This window comes from Pseudovibrio sp. Alg231-02, from assembly GCF_900143565.1.
Lineage (GTDB): Bacteria > Pseudomonadota > Alphaproteobacteria > Rhizobiales > Stappiaceae > Pseudovibrio.
The window spans coordinates 78,599-95,709 of the sequence record NZ_FREX01000011.1; the positions used below are offsets into that span (position 1 = coordinate 78,599).

General features: G+C 51.7%; 13 protein-coding genes and 1 tRNA gene. 7 read left to right on the forward strand and 7 right to left on the reverse strand.

Annotation, left to right across the window (positions count from 1 at the left end; translation table 11 throughout):
* The first annotated feature begins 85 nt into the window (after positions 1–85).
* Positions 86–1,498: an aminotransferase-like domain-containing protein gene (locus tag DHN43_RS23080; protein ID WP_108820204.1), complete on the forward strand. Its 1,413-nt coding sequence runs from the start codon at positions 86–88 to the stop codon at positions 1,496–1,498.
* A 63-nt stretch (positions 1,499–1,561) separates the two neighbouring features.
* Here DHN43_RS23080 and DHN43_RS23085 read toward each other — a convergent pair whose 3' ends face one another.
* Positions 1,562–2,563 (reverse strand): BMP family lipoprotein, encoded by a 1,002-nt coding sequence (locus tag DHN43_RS23085; protein ID WP_057464795.1) that lies wholly within the window; start codon positions 2,561–2,563, stop codon positions 1,562–1,564.
* Positions 2,564–2,914: 351 nt separating this feature from the next.
* On the opposite strand from DHN43_RS23085, the gene DHN43_RS23090 reads away from it, so the two are divergent.
* Positions 2,915–3,781 carry a lytic murein transglycosylase gene (locus tag DHN43_RS23090; RefSeq protein ID WP_108820205.1) on the forward strand — a complete coding sequence of 289 codons (867 nt, stop codon included), beginning with the start codon at positions 2,915–2,917 and terminating at the stop codon, positions 3,779–3,781.
* A gap of 59 nt (positions 3,782–3,840) precedes the next feature.
* Here DHN43_RS23090 and DHN43_RS23095 read toward each other — a convergent pair whose 3' ends face one another.
* From DHN43_RS23095 to purU, 5 genes are all read right to left on the reverse strand, one after another.
* On the reverse strand, positions 3,841–4,731 hold the full coding sequence (locus DHN43_RS23095) for a Rho GTPase-activating protein (protein WP_108820206.1): 891 nt from the start codon (positions 4,729–4,731) through the stop codon (positions 3,841–3,843).
* Positions 4,728–5,201, reverse strand: coding sequence for a type III secretion system chaperone (locus DHN43_RS23100; protein WP_108820207.1), 474 nt, complete (start codon positions 5,199–5,201; stop codon positions 4,728–4,730). Before DHN43_RS23100 ends, DHN43_RS23095 begins: the two co-directional genes overlap by 4 nt.
* Before the next feature lie 126 nt (positions 5,202–5,327).
* The gene (locus tag DHN43_RS23105) at positions 5,328–5,738 is read right to left on the reverse strand and encodes a type III secretion system chaperone (protein ID WP_108820208.1); all 411 of its coding nucleotides are present in this window, start codon (positions 5,736–5,738) and stop codon (positions 5,328–5,330) included.
* A 243-nt stretch (positions 5,739–5,981) separates the two neighbouring features.
* The gene (gene folD, locus DHN43_RS23110) at positions 5,982–6,908 is read right to left on the reverse strand and encodes a bifunctional methylenetetrahydrofolate dehydrogenase/methenyltetrahydrofolate cyclohydrolase FolD (RefSeq protein ID WP_108820209.1); all 927 of its coding nucleotides are present in this window, start codon (positions 6,906–6,908) and stop codon (positions 5,982–5,984) included.
* Positions 6,909–6,916: 8 nt separating this feature from the next.
* The gene (purU, locus tag DHN43_RS23115; RefSeq protein ID WP_057464790.1) at positions 6,917–7,774 is read right to left on the reverse strand and encodes a formyltetrahydrofolate deformylase; all 858 of its coding nucleotides are present in this window, start codon (positions 7,772–7,774) and stop codon (positions 6,917–6,919) included.
* A gap of 375 nt (positions 7,775–8,149) precedes the next feature.
* Here purU and DHN43_RS23120 point away from each other — a divergent pair, with 375 nt between their 5' ends.
* The 5 genes from DHN43_RS23120 to DHN43_RS23140 all read left to right on the forward strand — a co-directional run bounded on the left by DHN43_RS23120 (position 8,150) and on the right by DHN43_RS23140 (position 15,863).
* Positions 8,150–9,274, forward strand: a complete 1,125-nt coding sequence (locus DHN43_RS23120) for a glycosyltransferase (RefSeq protein WP_057464789.1) — start codon at positions 8,150–8,152, stop codon at positions 9,272–9,274.
* 300 nt (positions 9,275–9,574) lie between these two features.
* Entirely contained in the window at positions 9,575–11,098 is a 1,524-nt protein-coding gene (locus DHN43_RS23125) for an efflux transporter outer membrane subunit (RefSeq protein ID WP_108820210.1), read from the forward strand.
* Positions 11,095–12,249, forward strand: a complete 1,155-nt coding sequence (locus DHN43_RS23130; RefSeq protein WP_108820211.1) for an efflux RND transporter periplasmic adaptor subunit — start codon at positions 11,095–11,097, stop codon at positions 12,247–12,249. Before DHN43_RS23125 ends, DHN43_RS23130 begins: the two co-directional genes overlap by 4 nt.
* A 7-nt stretch (positions 12,250–12,256) precedes the next feature.
* Positions 12,257–15,532, forward strand: a complete 3,276-nt coding sequence (locus DHN43_RS23135; protein ID WP_108820212.1) for an efflux RND transporter permease subunit — start codon at positions 12,257–12,259, stop codon at positions 15,530–15,532.
* 256 nt (positions 15,533–15,788) lie between these two features.
* Positions 15,789–15,863, forward strand: a tRNA-Gln gene (locus DHN43_RS23140).
* A gap of 295 nt (positions 15,864–16,158) precedes the next feature.
* Here the strand turns inward: DHN43_RS23140 and DHN43_RS23145 are convergent.
* Positions 16,159–16,821 (reverse strand): DUF4386 family protein, encoded by a 663-nt coding sequence (locus DHN43_RS23145; protein WP_108820213.1) that lies wholly within the window; start codon positions 16,819–16,821, stop codon positions 16,159–16,161.
* Between the last annotated feature and the right edge of the window lie 290 nt (positions 16,822–17,111).

Below are 17,111 nucleotides of genomic sequence, written 5' to 3' on the forward strand. Positions count from 1 at the left end.
ATTCCAGTCAATTGATACAATCTACACGATGTGCTAAATTATTGTATCGATCGTATCTATCAATCTCTTTATTGTTATGAATACAATGTGGAAGCCTGACCCAAACAAGCTCTCAAGCCCAAAATACCTAAGTATTGCAACGGCTTTGGAACAAGACATTCAAACTGGCCGCCTTGTGGAAGGTGACAAGCTTCCGCCTCAGCGCGAGCTTGCCTATCAGCTCGGCGTAACACTTGGTACAATCACGCGGGCTTATGCCGAGGCTGAGCGGAAAAAGCTGGTGCGGGGAGAAACGGGCAGGGGTACATTCGTTGCCAAGACCGCCAATGTGCACTCACCGCTGATGCTGATGCCCAACACCGAAGGCATTCAGAGCTATGATTTAGCTCGCAATTTGGGCCTCGCTCACCTGAACCCGGATCTGGGGCAAATGCTCAGGGAATTGAGCGATGATCCTCTGGTCAACTCCCTGAACGAATATGGCCCGTCTGAGGGAACGTTCTATCATAGGGAGATAGGCGCTCAGTTTCTCTCAGAGTTTTATGGCGCTCCGGCAAATGCCAGCCAGACACTGGTTACATGCGGGGCGCAACACGGCATTCAGATCGCCATGTTGGCTATGTTCAACCGAGGCGATGCCATTGCAGTAGACGAGATGATCTATCCGCCCATTCTGTCTGTTCTACCGGCTCTGGGCTTGCAAATTGTACCCATCGAAGCTGAACGGGATGAGAAGGGGCATATGGGGTCTATGTCTGCTGAGGCGCTGGAGGATGCGTGCACCAAACATGATATCCGCGGTGTTTTTCTGATACCGAACGCACAAAATCCGACAACTCATACATTGAGTAACGCCGAGCGCCAGCGACTGGCAACTGTGATTGAAAAGCATAACCTCACCGTCATTGAGGACGATCCCTATACGCCCTTCATTTCTTGCAAGCAGAAGAGCTTCTTGGAGCTGGTGCCCGAGAACACTGTCCTGATTGGCTCCCCGTCCAAAGTCATGTCAGCCGGGTTGCGCACCGGCTACATCCATGTGCCGGGCAATGTCAAAACGGCTTTTGCCAACGCCATCGGCGAGAGCACATGGATGGCAGCCCCGCTCAATGTAGAGATCGTGTCCAGATGGATTACAGGTGGGGAACTGCAAGAAACACTGCAAAGAAAACGAGAAGTTCTCAGACAGCGCTACCAGTACATAAAAGAGGTGTTTCCGGAGAACACGCTACAAGGGGGGGAGGAGAAACTCTTCACATGGCTGCAACTCCCCCAACAGCAAAGTGCGGAGCTGGTGGCGCAAGCGGCTCTTTTGAGAGGCGTGGAAGTGCTGTCACATCGCAATTTTCAGGCTATGCCGCGCACGGACATCAACGCATTGCGGGTCAGCCTGTCAACGATCGCGCATCATAAGCACTTTGAAGAAGCGATATCTCTTCTGAAAGCATCAATCGAACATCTGGAAGAGATACAAACCCCAAGGCCAATGGTGGGGTAGAGCATAAAAAAGCCCCTGCCTGTGTTCAGGCAGGGGCTAATATCTGACCATACTAAGCAAATCTTAGTATGGGCAAGCCATGTCGCTCATGTAGTCATGAACGGTGATTTTGCCGGAAATGATGTCTGCGCGAGCTGCTTCAACAGCTGCTTTCATTTCTTCGCTAACCAGTGGAGCGTTGTTTTCGTCCATTGCATAGCCAACACCGTCTTCAGCAAGGCCAAGAGACTGGATGCCAGTTGTGAAGTTGCCTTCTTTTGCATCCATGAATGCATTTGCAACAGCTACGTCAACGCGCTTAACCATGGAGGTCAGCACTTTGCCTGGAGCCAGGTGGTTCTGGTTGGAGTCAACGCCGATGAACTTCTTGTCTTCATCAACAGCTGCCTGAAGAACACCAAGGCCGGTACCGCCAGCAGCAGCAAAGATTACGTCTGCGCCTCGTGCGAAGTGAGACTTAGCAAGCTCACCGCCTTTAACCGGATCGTTCCATGCAGCTGGAGTAGTACCAGTCATGTTTGCGAAGACTTCACCGTCTTTGTTGGTGGTCAGTGCGCCCTGCTTGTAACCACAGGAGAACTTGGAGATCAGCGGAATGTCCATGCCGCCTACAAAGCCAACCTTGCCGGTCTCGGATGCGAGCATTGCCATCATACCAACAAGGTAAGAACCTTCCTGCTCTTTAAAGACAACAGAACGTACGTTTGGCAGATCTACAACAGAGTCGATGATAGCAAAGCTGACATCTGGGAATTCTTTAGCAACTTTTTCAACTGGAGCAGCCTGCGCAAAGCCCATCGCTACGATTGGGTTCATGCCACGACGAGCGAAGTTGCGAAGAGCCTGCTCACGCTGGGAAGCGTTGGAGATCTCAAATTCGCGATACTCGATACCGGTCTCAGCCTTGAAAGCCTCAGCACCATTATAGGCAGCTTCGTTGAATGACTTGTCGAACTTGCCGCCCATGTCAAAGATAACTGCAGGCTTAAAGTCCGCTGCCATAGCAGTTGTGCTCATTGCTGCTGCCAATACTGCAGTTGCAGCGATGGTTTTGATGGATTTCATACCCATTCCTCCGTTATATCCCAATGGGAAACCTTTACGTTGCCCTGTCCCCAAGTCTGTCTTCACCACTAAATCCCAACCTGGAGACTCACCTCATTGAGGTGAACGTCTAAGTGCATAACTTCCCCTGCGTAAGTCCAGCTAAGTGTTAGCTTGTCCTTAATTATGCGCCTATAGGTTGTCCAAAACGATCAGGCATGTTGAAAACAGTTATGTGTACGGCCTTTAGTTGGACACATGCCGGTGTTAGGATCAAGGTTAAAATGCGAATAAATATATTAGGACTGCAAAAATTTTCAGTTATCCGCCAATTTGGCTACTTTTATTCGTTAGAACGATCAAAATTGCTTAGTGAACATGCAGGAGTTTGGGGTGTTCGAATCATTTATTGACAAGGTTAAGTTCAAAACCAGAAAAGCCGGGCTATTACTTGGCGCTGGTCTGGTGTTGCTAGGCGTGTCTTCTGCTCAAGCTGCAACCTGTGGCGATACAGGGGCGGGCTTTGACCGCTGGTTGGCGTCCTATAAAAAGACGCTCCAGTCTCAGGGCATTTCAAAGGCTACTTTGAACAGATCCTTGAATGGCATAACCTATAACCGCAAGGTGATTGGGTATGACCGGAACCAGAAATCTTTCAAACTCAGCTTCGACGAGTTTTACAAGCTCCGCGTCAACAATGCGCTCATTAATAAGGGCCGCAAGTTGATGAAAAAGCACGACCGGCTTTTCAATCGCATCGAGAACGAATTTGGCGTTCCGCGTGAGATCATCACCGCCATCTGGGGGCTTGAGACTGGTTATGGTCGTGGCATAGGCAATATGAGCACCATACGCTCTCTGGCAACGTTGGCTTATGACTGCCGCCGTGCTGATTTCTTCCGCAACGAGCTCTATCATGCGCTGCTCATCGTCCAGAAGGGCGACTTGAAGCCGAGCGAAATGAAGGGAGCCTGGGCAGGTGAGTTGGGTCAGACCCAATTCCTCGCATCCTCCTACATCAAGTTCGCGATTGACTACAGCGGCGATGGCAAACGGGATCTGCTGTACAACACCTCAGATACTTTGGCTTCCACCGCGCACTTCCTCATGTCTTACGGCTGGCGGCCGGGTCAACCTTGGGGACCGGGCACACCTAACTATGAGGTGATCCGCTCCTGGAACCGCGCTGGCGTATATGTCAAAACAATCCAGATCATGGCTGAAAAACTAAGCAAGTAATCCAGCCATAGGGATACAAAAAAAGGCCGCTGAGTTTTTGTCTCAGCGGCCTTTTTTGCTTAATCGTTTTTCGGTATACGTAAATAGTAATCGTCAGGCAGCTCGCGTTCAACCAACGCAGCAAAGAATTTGTTTCCAACCTCAATGAGACCAATTTGCTCCATAGGGGCTAAGCTATCATCTTTTACGACATTAGGGCCAAATACGATGGAAAGGTTTGAGGGTTGCATTTTGTTAACATCTGCTTTGTTCGCGATCATCGCAGAAAACTTTACTGTGTCTTGCACCATTTCTGGTAACTCATTCAGCGCAGGCAGATTTTCGAGGACTGGATCATAACTTTTCACGAAGTCCAACACCTTCGCTAACTCAGTGTCACTCATGTTATCTCTGAGGTTCTGCTTAAACGCACCCGCCAGCTCGTGCTCTACTTTGCCGTGCACGTTGTTATCAAAGTCCTGGGACGTCCTGTTCGCAATCAGCTTGTTGATCTCGTTTTTGCTGCCATTTACGCGGGTTAGACCAACGGTCAACAACTGCTCTGGGTTCTGTTCAAAATATTCAATAATACTCTTGTTCTGTGCTTCGGCTTCATGCTTATGCCTTACAGCGAAATCAATGCCAGTTGTAATCTGCTCGGCCGTTAGGCTGTGGGCTTTGCCATCGGTGTAACCGCAAGCTGTGCAGGCGTGTTTGTAAGCTTGATCACCAAGCTCCTTGCCAAATTTATCTTGCAGTGCAGTGCGGAATGCGCCCTGATCCTGAGCTTTGGCAGTGCCTTCAGAAGAGCTCAATTTGTGCCAGGAAATCAATTTCCCGGCGAGGCTGGAGCTTGCTTCACGTGTTTGCAGAGCTCCCGTGTCTGTAACAGTTAGCTTTTGGTCCAGATTGCCGAGTAAAGCAGCGCTTTCGGCTACATTTTGAAAATGTGCGAGGTTAATATTGGTCATACTCTCATACCCAAAGTTTCAAAAGAAGACTCGTCTGCAACACTGGCAGAATGTTGCCAGTCCATTTGAAGAGGGGCAGTGCTGCTCAATCGCTCATGCCAGGCAGCAGAGGTGCTAATGAACAGATCCAGCTTTTCTTGCAGCGTGAAGGAAGATTTGTCGGTAATGCTAACCACCTGAGACAGGTTGATATGGTCTGTCGCCGGATCAAGGTTGAAGCTCATGCCGTGTCCGTGTGTGAGAACACAGTTCGTCTGCATCAGGGCCTTCATCTTCTCCTGATTATCGCAAGGCTGCGTACACAACACTGCATTGAACAAGAGCGTCTGCGTCTCATCGCGCCACTGCACAGTCATGAAGAGTTCTTGCTCCAGTCCAAGCAAGAGCGTGTTGTCTTCATCCAAACACAGTCCATCAAGGCCAATCCTTCGCCCGATCTCGTTGAAGAGTTCATCCAGTAGTTGACGCATTGCTATCTCGACTTTTCTGAAGCAGACGAATCTTTCTGCTTAAATATTTCCTGCTGTTAAGATCAGACTAGTATTCCTCTTGCAGCTACTCTGTTCTTTTCAGCACTCAAATGTGTTGCTACGCGTTTATACGAAGTCATTCTGAAGTAAGGTGTTTGTGCCCTCAGCAAGCCAGAAGGCAGCCGTTGAAACGGCATCGATCAGACGTTCAGGAACTGTGTCCTCCTGCACGTCAGAGAGGCACCAGCGCTCGCAGTAAAGTGCCTGCATCTTGTCTTCATCAATGGCCAGACGTCCGGCTGCGGTCGATGTGCCAAGACAGTTGGCAGCAAGCATTGCTTTCAGGATGTGGGGTTGGTTGATGTCCAGACCCGGCAGATAGAAACTGAATTCCAGATTGTTGCCGTCAATGCGGCTCAAGACACCAGAAAAGCTGTCCTCAAAAAGCAGGTCCACATGCCCGGCTTCGTCAAACTTCAACTCCGGCAGACCAAGCGTCTCGCGAATAACTGGGACGATACGGTCCACATGATGCATCGTGCATCCCCTCAATTACGTTGCTTGAGAGGAAGCTAGCGAGTCGCCAACACCTGAGATGTGCTGAAAGAAACATTAGGGTGGGGGAATGCAAATAAAACAAACTGCAGACGTGATCTGAACTTGAGCACCACTACAAATAACAAAGGCCCCGAAGGTGTTTCGGAGCCTTATCTATGGATCTATTTTAACTGAACAGGCAAACCGGAAAACAAGGAGTGTCTGCCTGTCTGGCGGAATGGCTTAGCTGTTCAGGGCTTCAAAGAGCGGCGGCTCTTCGTCCAACCCCATCAGCCGGCGTGCAGCAGTCAGGGTATTGCTCATCAGCATCGCGATGGTCATAGGCCCTACACCACGTGGAACCGGGGTGATAGCAGCTGTGTGACCGAGTGCTTCATCAAACGCCACATCGCCCACTAAACGGGTTTTGCCTTCGCCCTTTTCAGGTGCTGGAATGCGGTTGATGCCCACGTCAATGACCGTCGCGCCCAGCTTCAACCAGTCGCCCTTGATCATCTGCGGACGTCCCACGGCAGCAATAACAATATCTGCAGAACGAACCACATCAGGAAGATCTTTGGTGCGGGAGTGAGCAATTGTCACCGTGCAGTGCTCTTGCAACAGCAGCTGAGCAATCGGCTTGCCAACAATGTTGGAGCGCCCGACGATCACAGCGGTTTTGCCGGAAAGATTATCGCCAAGTGCTTTCTTTGCCAGCAACACGCTGCCAGCAGGGGTGCATGGCACAAGCGCCCGGTCAGTATTGCCACTGCCCAGCAGGCCAACATTGATCGGGTGGAACCCGTCGACGTCTTTCTCAGGCTTAATGAGATCGAGGACCTTATTTTCACTGATGTGCTTTGGCAAAGGCAACTGAACCAGAATACCATGAATGGTGTCATCTTCGTTCAGTGATGTCACAAGAGTCAGAAGCTCTTCCTCATTTACATCAGCTGATAGCGTGTGTGTGACGGAGTTGAAACCACATGCTTTTGCGGTTCGGCCCTTGTTGCGTACATAAACCTGACTGGCAGGGTCTTCACCCACAATCACAACAGCCAAACCCGGCTTAATACCTGTCTCAGATTCAAGGCGTGCAGCACGTGCAGCAATCTCGTCGGTGACAGATGCAGCAATAGCTTTGCCGTCGATAATAAGAGCCTCACTCATGGCAAGTCCTATTTAAAGATCACGGTACGGTCACCGTTAAGGAGAATTCGGTGCTCCAGATGATAGCGGACAGCGCGAGCAAGAACCTGACTTTCCGTATCACGCCCCTGGGCGATGAGTTCGTTCACCGAATGGAAGTGTTCAACCCGGCTCACGTCTTGCTCGATGATTGGTCCTTCGTCAAGGTCTGCGGTTACATAGTGCGCGGTGGCTCCAACCATCTTGACGCCGCGTGCATGGGCCCGGTGATACGGTTTTGCACCTATAAAGCTTGGCAGGAAAGAATGGTGGATATTGATCACCTTGCCTGCAAGCTTCTCACAGAGCTCATTGGAAAGAATCTGCATGTAACGCGCCAGCACCACCAGATCGATGTTTTCGCGCTCTACCAGATCAACAATCTGGGCTTCCTGTTCCGCTTTGGTCTCTTTGGTCACTGGCAGGTAGTGAAAGGCAATCTGCTCATGCTCAACGCGGGACTGATACTTGGTGTGGTTGGATGCAACCGCCACAAGATCCATCGGCAGCTGGCCAGTGGAATTGCGGTAGAGCAGGTCGTTCAGACAGTGCCCCATCTGTGAGACCAGCACCAGAACACGAGGTTTTTTGGAAAGATCGTGCACCTTCCAGTCAAAACCATAGCCCGTTGCAACAGGGCCAAAGCCCTCTTCAAACTGTTCTTTGGTCATCCCGTCCGGTGCGTTGAAAGAGATGCGCATAAAAAAGCGATCTGTCTCTGCATCGCCGTACTGAGCGCTTTCACAGATGTTGCAGTTTTGAGAAGCGATTGAGTTTGCAACCGCTGCTACGATCCCTTTTCTGTCTCCGCAGGAAAGGGTGAGCACATAGTTGGCCTTGGTGTTCATAGGAGGCTTAATCTACACGTTTGAACTGAATTTGCTGCCGCGCACAATAGGCGGGAGCACCTAATTTTTAAAGGGTAAATCAACACTGGGATGCAGAAAAAAGCATTGTGCTGCAGCAATGTGATTCTTTTTCATACCCACGGTAGAAACCACTAAAACCACTAAGCTTGTGCAGACAGATCCAGATAGGCAGGAGATAGGGTGCCAAGTAAGGAATTACCCTGATAAATGCATTGGGAGATAATCGGGTATCAAATCAACCAGATTGAGAACAACACCGTAGATTTCTAGATTGAGCTTCGGTGCGTGCTCTTAAAACCAGATTTTCGAGTGTCTGGAGGCGCATCTGTTCGACCGGTGGGCCGGGGGCGCGTCATGAAGCTCTTTATAGTACAGGAAAGCTTCCTTGATGAAGACATTACTGAGATCACCGAGGTGGTCTCCAACGGCCTTGCTGCGCGTCAACACAACATCACTCTGATCACCCTGACGGGCAAACCAAGAGACCTGTCCCACTACTCACCACGAATTACACCGGTCTTTCTGGAAAAGGCCAGAGCCGCCGCAGCTGCAGCAGGCGTTGCCAGACTGGTCGAAAAAGAGAAGCCGGATATTATTCTCTCTCACGGCACAGGCAGCAACATAGCCTGCTTGTCCGCCGTCAAAACACGCTCGCGTTTGAAGGTGCCTGTGGCGATCACGCTCCATTCATCGGTTACCATTTCAGATCGTCTTGCACTGAAAACCCAAAAGAGCGCAGCCACCATAGCAGTGCCGCTGATTTATCGTGAAGCAGAGCGGGTGATTTGTACACTCAAGTCTATCGAACATGTCGTTGATCTTTGCGAGCAGGTGCCCAAAGAAAAGATCAGTGTCATCTACAATCCTCTTGTTGAAATGAATGTGTTTGAAACGGCAGCAGAGCCGATTGAAGAGGAGTGGTTCGAAACCCACGGCACCAGCAAGGTGATAAGTGTCGGGGCCCCGTCCAGTCGCCATGCCCATCACCAGCTCCTCCGCGCCATGGCGCTCAGCCGATACAAGGATAATCTGCGGGCGTATCTGTTGGGCAAGGGAGAGGAGCAGGAAGAGCTCCAGCTGCTGGCTTCCAATCTGGCGCTCGATGATATCGTCACCATGCCGGGTGAAGTCACCAAACCGGAGAGGTTCCTGAGAGCGGCCAACGTGTACGTCTCAACATCTCAGCAAGACAGCGTGTCCGGAGAGCTAGTGCGGGCAATGGCCTTGGGAACACCCATCATTGCGCTCGACAGCGGCGCAGGTGCCCGCGAAGTATTGAGCGATGTCCGCAATGGCTGGCTTGTTCCATCAGGTGACGCAGACAAACTATCAGAAGCGATCCTCGCCGCAGTGAAGTGCGACAGATCTGACGACACTTTGGCCACCAGAGCACGTGATTTCTCTCAGGAACGTGCAATTGATGCCTATGAGAAACTGCTCCTCTCCATGATTTCTGAGCGTGTCACGGACCTGCACTAAGAGTGACCTCCATGGAATATGAAGCCTAACTAGTTAATATAATTAGGTAAAATAGGATGCTTCACGCCATTAGCGTGGGATAACCCGGCACACACCATAAGCGTGTTTGACCGGCAAAATCAGCATCAAGTACCCTTAGGTCAGCCGTGTTCTTGGCCAGTGTTTGAGTGTGCGTACAGCTTCGTTCTCCGCCAATAAAAGATACAGGTCATTGGAGCACCACTGTTGAGTGTCTGGTTCGGGTTTTGCAGCAAGACGAGGAGTTCTCCTGCGCCTACGGTGTGTCGGCGTTCCTCTCTTATGCTGTTCTTCCTGCTGTCAGCCTGCATGGTAGGCCCGGATTTCAAAAGGCCAGAGCTCTCACCAGAAGCCAAGTTTACCCGCAATGATCCCGGTGCGACTGTGTCCGCTGACATTCAGGGTGGAGCCTCGCAGAACTTCTCTACTCAAAGAGACCTGCCGGGAGAGTGGTGGGAGCTGTTCGAGTCAAAAGCCCTCAACACGTATGTCAGCCTTGCAGTCGCCAACAGCCCCACAATTGCTCAAGCTGAAGCCAATCTCAGACAGGCACAGGAAAATGCCTACGTGGCAGGTGCAGGGCTCTACCCAACCGTCACTGGCAATGCAAGCCGTAACAGACAGAAGTTCCCTATTGGTGGCGGCGGGGCGAGTGAAATTGTTGCGAACCTGAACCCCTTCTTCACGACCTACAGCTTGTCATTGGCCATCTCCTATACGCTTGATGTCTGGGGCGGCACACGCCGGAACATCGAGTCACAAGTCGCCAACATTCAGTACTCGCAGTTTCAGGTTGAGGCAGCGCATCTGACGCTCACATCCAATCTGTTGAATGCAGTAATTCTGGAAGCCTCCCTCAGAGGGCAGATCCGTGCAACTGAAGAAATCATCAAGGTACAACAGCGGCAACTCGCCATCCTGCAAGCGCAGTTCAGGTTAGGTGGTGTGGATGAAAGTCAGGTCCTGCAACAGCTGGCAACGCTGGAGCAAACCAAGGCAACTTTGCCACCGCTCCAACAACAATTGGTGGTGCAGAAAAATCAGATCAAAACGCTGGGCGGCTTCTACCCCACTCAGGACATCGTAAAGGAGTTTGATCTTTCTGACCTGAAATTGCCAAGAAAACTACCGTTAAGCCTGCCTTCAGAGCTGGTCGCGCGAAGGCCAGATATCCGCTCTGCTGAGGCGCAACTCTGGCAAGCCAGTGCCAACATCGGTGTTGCATTGGCCAATCAGCTCCCAAGTTTCCAGATTACCGGGAATGCGGGCAACGACTCCGAAGTATTCAACCGCTTGTTCTTTTCTGGAACAGGCGCATGGCAAATCACAACCTCGGCAGCCCAAACAGTGTTTGATGCCGGAGCGCTCAACAGTCAGCGCAAAGCCGCCGTTGCAGCTTTTGAGGCTTCCGCCGCAAGCTATCGCAATGTCGTGCTGACCGCATTTGGCGACACCTCCAACGCGATCAGCGCTTTGAAGAATGATGCCCGTGCCCTGAAAGCCAGCCTTGCTGCCGAGCGCTCTGCCAGAAAGAGCCTGCGCCTGACACAACAACAATACAATCTGGGCGCAATCGACCTCACAACACTGCTGCTTGCAGTCCAAACCTACCAACAAGCGAAGATAAATCTGGTGCAGGCACAAGCCGCACGCTTCACAGACACTGTCGCCCTGTTCTTTGCGCTCGGTGGAGGGTGGTGGAACCGCCCCAATGCGGCACCAATAAGGGATGGAAGACCTCTGACCATCATCTCGGCTGTCCCGCCGTTCAATCGCAAACAGATTCAGCCGGTGAACCAGCCATGAGTGAACGCAAAAAAACCAACACCAAAAAACACATGATCATTATGCTGATTTGTGTCGGTATAGCGTTTGGCGGGCTCTATGGGTTCCAGCTTTACAAATCCAGAGTACTCGGGAAAATCGTATCCGGTCTGCAAAATAAGATCGAGACCGTCTCCTCCTACAAGTCCACCAACCAACTCTGGACCGAAAAAGTCTCGGCAGTTGGCACGCTTGTGGCAATCATGGGAACAGATTTGTCGCCTGAGCTTCCTGGCACGGTAACCCATATCAACTTCGCATCCGGTGAGGACGTCAAGAAAGGCGCGCTGCTGATTGAGTTGGATACCACACAGGAGATTGCGCAACTAAAATCCTTGCAAGCTCAGGAAACTCTGGCGCGTCAAACGCTGGACAGAGACCTGAAGCAGTACAAAGTCAACGCCGTCAGCAAACAGCAGATCGATTCCGACTGGTCGAGCCTGAAAGACTTTCAGGGACAAGTGCAAAACCAGCTTGCGATCATTGCCAAGAAAAACATCCGCGCTCCATTCTCAGGCCGCCTGGGCATCCGGCAGGTTAGCGTTGGCCAGTATCTCAATGTGGCCCAGCCTTACGTCAACCTTCAGCAACTTGATGATCTCTTCGTTGATTTTTACATCCCCCAGCGATTTCTGGGCACCATCAAACGCGATCAGGAAATTGAGGTCTCGGCCGATACCTATCCGGACCAGTCCATCAAAGGCAAAGTGATTGCCATAGATGCGCAGGTCGACATCAACAACGGCAACGCCAGAGTGCGTGGCCGCTTTGCCAATCCAAACAAAGAGCTGATCCCGGGCATGTTCGTCGATGTGCAAACGGTGATATCAGCGCCAAAAGAGCAGGTCACAGTCCCCCAAACGGCCATCACCTACAACTCTTACGGCATCACCGTTTATGTGCTGACCAAGACCGACGAAAAGCACATGGACAAACCTGTCTACACCGCCAAGCAGCGCTTCATCGAGACCGGTGCAAAACGAGGCGATCAAATCGTGATTTCAAAAGGCCTTAAGGTGGATGAACTGGTGGTGAGTGCAGGGCAGCTCAAGCTGCGCAATGGATCCAAGGTCGTCATCGACAACTCCGTGCTGCCACTCAATGACCCTGACCCGAAACCCGTAGAGCAATAGGTGGGCCATGAACAGTTTCACAGAAATCTATGTTCGTCGCCCCGTTCTGGCCTCCACCATCAGCCTGATGATTTTGGCGCTGGGCTTGCGCGCAATCTTCTTACTGCCGGTGTTGGAGTACCCAAAGACGGAAAACGCCGTCATCACCATCTCAACCACCTTGTTCGGTGCTAGCGCTGAGACTGTCGCGGGCTTCATCACCACCCCGCTGGAAGAAGCCATCGCGCAGGCCAACGGCATCGACTACATGACCTCGACCAGTGCCAGCACAGTCAGCACCATCACGGTCAATCTGGTGCTCAACTACGATGCCGACAAAGCCCTCACGGAGATCAATACCCAGATCAGCTCAGTACTGGACCAGCTCCCCCAGGAAACGCAAAACCCGGTGCTCACCATTCAAATCGGTGAGACCATCGACGCCATGTACATCGGCTTCACCTCTGATGTGATCGACCGCAATCAGCTCACGGACTACATCGTCCGTGTTGTCCAGCCACAAATTCAGGCAATCGATGGTGTGCAAACGGCTGAGCTTTACGGCGAAAAACGCTTCGCAATCCGTGCATGGCTGTACCCGGATAAACTGGCCGCCTATGGCCTCACCGGCACGGACATCGCCAATGCTCTGGCTCGCAATGACTTTATCTCCGGTGTGGGCAATACCAAAGGCCAGATGGTGCAGGTGGAACTCACGGCCAACACCAACCTGACTGATGTTGAAGATTTCCGTCAGCTTGTTGTGGCAGAAAGCGATGGCGCAATCATTCGCCTGCGTGATGTGGGCAGGGTGGAGCTGGGATCTGAAGATTATGATCTGGCCGTGCTCTATTCCGGTAAGGCAGCAGTGTACATCGGGGTGCAGGCCGCGCCAGCTGCAAACGTACTGGCCATGCTGGATCAGGTGCGCGAGGTCGTGCCCAAAGTCCAAAATGCCATGCCTCCGGGGCTGGAAGCACGGATCGTCTACGACTCCGGTCTCTTCATCAACGCAGCAATTGATGAGGTGATCAGCGCCCTTCTCGAAGCATTGGTGATCGTGACGTTTGTGGTCTTCCTCTTCATTGGCTCCCCACGCACAGTTGCCATCCCCATCATCGCGATCCCGCTATCGCTGATCGGCACCTTTTTCATCATGCTGGTTTTGGGTTACTCCATCAACCTGCTCACGCTCCTTGCCTTGGTGCTGGCCATCGGCCTTGTGGTGGATGATGCGATTATCGTGGTGGAGGATGTAGAACGACACATCTCGGAAGGCAGCACGCCGTTTCAGGCTGCCGTTCAAGCCGGGCAAGATCTCGGCAGACCCATTCTGGCGATGACGGTCGTTCTTGTCGCGGTGTATGCCCCCATCGGCTTTCAGGGCGGTTTGACGGGTGCTCTTTTTACAGAATTTGCCTTCACAGTGGTTGGCTCGGTGACCATCTCAGCCATTGTCGCGCTCACCCTGACACCTATGATGAGCTCCAAGATCCTCAAAGCAAGATCAGAGAAGACCTCTGGGTGGGATGATGCACTGACCCGTACGGTGGATGACATCTACGACCGGTTCCGCAAACGCTACTTGCGTGCTCTGGAAGCATCGCTGGACAACAGGCCTGTCGTTCTCACCTTTGCCTTCCTGATCCTCTCCAGTATTCCAGTGCTCTATTCCACCTCACAGCAAGAGTTGGCACCGCAGGAGGATCAGGGCCTAGTTCTGGCCCAGTCAACGCCAGCACCTTCGGCCACCCTGCAACAAAAAATGCTCTACACAGAAGAGATCTATCGCATCGCCCGGAAATATTCTGAGGTTGAAGGCGTGTTTCAACTGGTGCTGTCCTCCAGCGTACTCTCAGGCGTGTTGCTCACTCCATGGGATGAACGCTCCAAGACCGCCACTGAGCTGCAATATGCTATGCAGCCTCCAATGGAAGGTGTGGCAGGCTTCAAAACAGTGATGTTCCAAAACCCACCCTTACCGGGCAGCAGCGGCTTACCTGTGCAGTTTGTCATCAAAACCACCCAACCCGTCGACAAACTCAATGTCGTTGGGTCTCAAATACTGGAAAAGGCACAGGCCACCGGCAAGTTCATCTTCATTGATAAGGACCTGAAGATCGATAAACCGCAGGGCAAAATCAACATCGACCGCGACCGTGTTGCTGAGCTGGGTCTCACCTTGCAGGATGTGGGGCAATCCCTCACAGCACTCATGAGTGGCGGTTACATCAACTACTTCGATTTTGATGGCCGCTCTTATAGGGTCATCCCGCAAATCATTCAGTATGACCGCCTCAATCCGGAACAACTGTTGGACACTTATATCCGTGTTTCCAGCAGCTCTACGGCAACTGGAGGAGCGTCAGGTGGTGCAGCGCAGGGGGGAGCACCAGGCAGCGCGGGATCCAGTAGTTCAGCACAAAGCGGAACGTCTTCATCAAGCTCTTTTGCCTCCGCATTTTCATCAGGCGGATCAGGAACGAACACAAGCAGCAATGCCCCGCGCAGTACAATCGTGCCGCTCTCCAGCGTTGCGACACTGGATATGCAGGTCACACCAGAGTTCATCCCGCACTTCCAGCAGCTAAACTCCATGACGCTTTCCGGCGTACCCAGCTTTGGTGTGCCCTTGGCTGAGGCCTTGCAAGTCCTGCAACAAATTGCAGCGGAAGAACTGCCAGAAAGCTATGATGTCGACTATGCCCAACAGTCGCGCCAGTTTGAGCAGGAAAGCAGCGGCTTTGTCGTCACCTTTGCCTTTGCATTGCTCATCATCTTCCTGACCCTTGCAGCTCAGTTCGAAAGCTTCCGCGACCCAATCATCATTCTCATCTCGGTTCCCATGTCCATCGCAGGGGCTCTGTTCTTCATCAACATCGGGATAGGTGGCGCCAGCATTAATATTTACACGCAAGTTGGCATCATCACGCTCATGGGCCTGATCTCCAAACACGGTATTCTGATTGTAGAGGTAGCCCGCGAACTTCAGGAAAATCAGGGCGCAACCAAACGTGAGGCTGTGATTGGCGCCCTGCAAATCCGCCTGCGCGCCATCCTGATGACAACCGCCGCCATGGTGCTTGGCGTGATCCCGCTGGTGCTGGCAAGCGGAGCAGGTGCAGCGTCTCGATTCAACATGGGACTGGTGATTGCGACTGGCTTGTCCATCGGAACACTCTTCACTTTGTTCGTCGTCCCAAATGTCTACATGCTCATCGCACAAGATCGCTCCAAACTGGCACAACCCGATGATAAAGCGGAGGAATTGCCAAAGGGAAACGGTGAGCCAGACCCAACCTGATAGAGCTGTGGAACAGGGCGAACTCTCAAAAACGGCAGAATTCCCTGAGGTTTTAAACCTTCTGGGAAATGAGAGATGCGGTTTTCAGATAAGAAATCACAAAGGCAAAAGCCCAGAGCAACACGCCAGTTCCAGCACTCACACAATCCGCTTTTATGCTCACCTGTGGAACACTTGTAAGTTTCTCACAGCAAAAAGAAATTGAGTGGTTGCCTATTCCAAATCATAAAGCTATAACCCGCCCCACACACAGCGATGGGGTGTAGCCAAGTGGTAAGGCAACGGTTTTTGGTATCGTGTACCGTAGGTTCGAATCCTACCACCCCAGCCATTTTCTCCTGAAAATTTATTCGACTAGCCTAGAGTTAAGCATTGCTTTTATGCGTTCTCTAAAGCCTGTAATGAGCAGTCAGTAACACTGGCTTAAATGCTGTGCTCTGTGCATGCACATTCCGGTTTCCAGCCATACTCCTTCTCAAAATACAACTGTGTCGATTCTCAAGAAGATTTTGCATCATGTAACATGCTGTTTTAATTGAGATAGTACCTCTTCATTGTCTGACGGTCTTAGCTTGTCCAAATTTCCTTGAGAGTGCTTTGATCGCTCATGCCACTCTGCTACCGGCTTAACCAGAGGCTTCACCGTGTCTGAGCAGATAAATACCTGCCCAGATGAACCAGAGAATGAAGCCAAGGCCGAAGATGATACCGCCCGGATCGCTCATGCCCGGAATGACTGTGGCAATCCCTGCCAGACCGATGATAATGCCAAGCCAGCCAAGTCCCTTGGAAAGACTGGAGCCACGCAAGCCGGCCCAGCACAGCAGCAACACCCACAGGCCACCGGTGATCTCATTGCCGCCGCCAATACCTTCCTGCACGTTGCCCAGGGTTGCCCACATCACCAGTGCTTCGTCATGGTCCAGTGCGTAAAGGGTTGAAACTTCCGCCAGAGAAATGTTAGCCAGCATGCCACTGGCTAAAACCAGTCCGGCCCAGATCAACCCGAAAGCAGCGGCAACCTGAGAGAGACCCGGCGTTGCAGCTTTCAGCCGGTCATGCAGCGCAATCACCAACACGACCAGAAACACTGCATTGACGATGTAGATGATGAAATTCCAGAGATACATAAGGCCCTGATTGGCCACGACGAATGCCAGCAGGTTCGCATCACTGCCGTCTTCGCCAAAGCCGGCATCCGCGAGCAAAGTGGTTAAAAGAGCAAAGCCAATAATGTATGTGGCCGCTTCAATAAGAGAGGCTATTCCTCCAGCTTTTTGAAGGTTCATGGCAGGATTTCCTCTTAATATTCATAATTGAACTCAGGCAGAACATGGGATGCTCTGAGCAACAAAGAAATGTAAATTGCAGAAAGCCGCAGCGTAAACTTACAAATTGCGTTAAACAAGAGGCGTATACCCAGACTTGCAAAAAACTATAGTATTCGCAGCTTGAAAGTTTGTGTTGAAGCAGCCGACCATAATTCGTCACCACGACGCTCCCAGACCAATAATAAGAGACGAGTGAACAGTGCGTGATCGCCAGAAGAAAAACGGGCGATGAGACGGCAGTAGCCAGA